Below are 1,155 nucleotides of genomic sequence, written 5' to 3'. Positions count from 1 at the left end.
TAGTGTCCCGTCAAGTGGTGTAAATTGAGTGCAACCACTTAGTGTCGACTATTTATGCAAAACTGACGTTGGAGCCAGTAACTGCTGTTCATCAGTGCTAGTTAGTTTTGCCATCGACTCTCTGCTAAAGTAGCGTCTTGCAACGATCCATTCATCATTCTGCTCTTGGAGGATTGCTCCGCCAAGACGAATGACAGACTCCCGGTTCGGGAAGATACCAACCACATCGAAGCGCCGCCTGAGTTCACGATTCAAGCGCTCAAGCGGGTTTGTCGAGCAGATCTGCTTCCAGTGTTCCTTCGGGAATGCCATGTACGCCAGCACATCTTCCTCTGCACGTTCCAAGACATCCATCGCCTTTGGGAACTTTCCCTGGAGCTGCTCCACAACTACAGCCAATTGCTGTTTTGCGGCTTCCTGTGTCGGTTGGGCAAAGATCGTCCGGACAATAGACGAAACCATAGACTGTGACGCTCTGGGCACCTGGCTGAGAATGTTGCGCATTGTGTGAACACGGCAACGCTGCCACGTCGCTCCGGTCAGCCCAGAGCCAATCGCACTGCGAAGTCCTTCATGGGCGTCGCTAATCACCAACCGCACACCACGCAGTCCACGTGCAACCAGACTACGGATGAATGTGAGCCAAAACGAGCCATCTTCGCTGGTGCCAATATCAAACCCCAATACTTCACGCTCACCGGTGTCTCGCACGCCAATGGCAATGACAAACGCCATACTCTGTACCCGTCCGCCTTCTCGCACTTTCGGAAAGGTCGCATCTAACCAGAGATACGGGTACGTTCCCTCCAGAGGACGATTCTTGAAGTCCTGCACCACGTCATCAAGCTCTTTGCAGATTCGAGACACTTCGCTTTTGCTTAGTCCTTGAATCCCCATAGACTCAACCAACTCATCCACCTTACGGGTGCTCACACCATGCACATACGCTTCTTGAACAACAGACAGCAGTGCCTTCTCAGCTTTCCGCCGGGGCTCTAGAATACTGGGGAAGTAGCTCCCCTTACGAAGCTTCGGAATTTGCAATTCGATTGTTCCAACACGGGTATCCCATTCTCTGTCCCGGTGCCCATTCCGGCTGTTACTGCGCTTTTCACTGCGCTCATATCGTTCAGCGCCAATCAGGGAGCTCACCTC

General features: G+C 52.6%; 1 protein-coding gene. It reads right to left on the bottom strand.

Going from position 1 to position 1,155, the window contains the following annotated elements:
- Positions 1-48: 48 nt before the first annotated feature.
- Positions 49-1,155, bottom strand: a 1,107-nt coding sequence (locus tag AAC01S_RS18465; RefSeq protein WP_067625993.1) for an IS256 family transposase, incomplete at its 5' end; no start/stop codon positions are given.

This window comes from Alicyclobacillus acidiphilus NBRC 100859 (assembly GCF_001544355.1).
Classification (GTDB): Bacteria; Bacillota; Bacilli; order Alicyclobacillales; family Alicyclobacillaceae; genus Alicyclobacillus; species Alicyclobacillus acidiphilus.
Note: the sequence above shows the minus strand (reverse complement) of the source record. Positions and strands in the feature narration are given on the sequence as shown.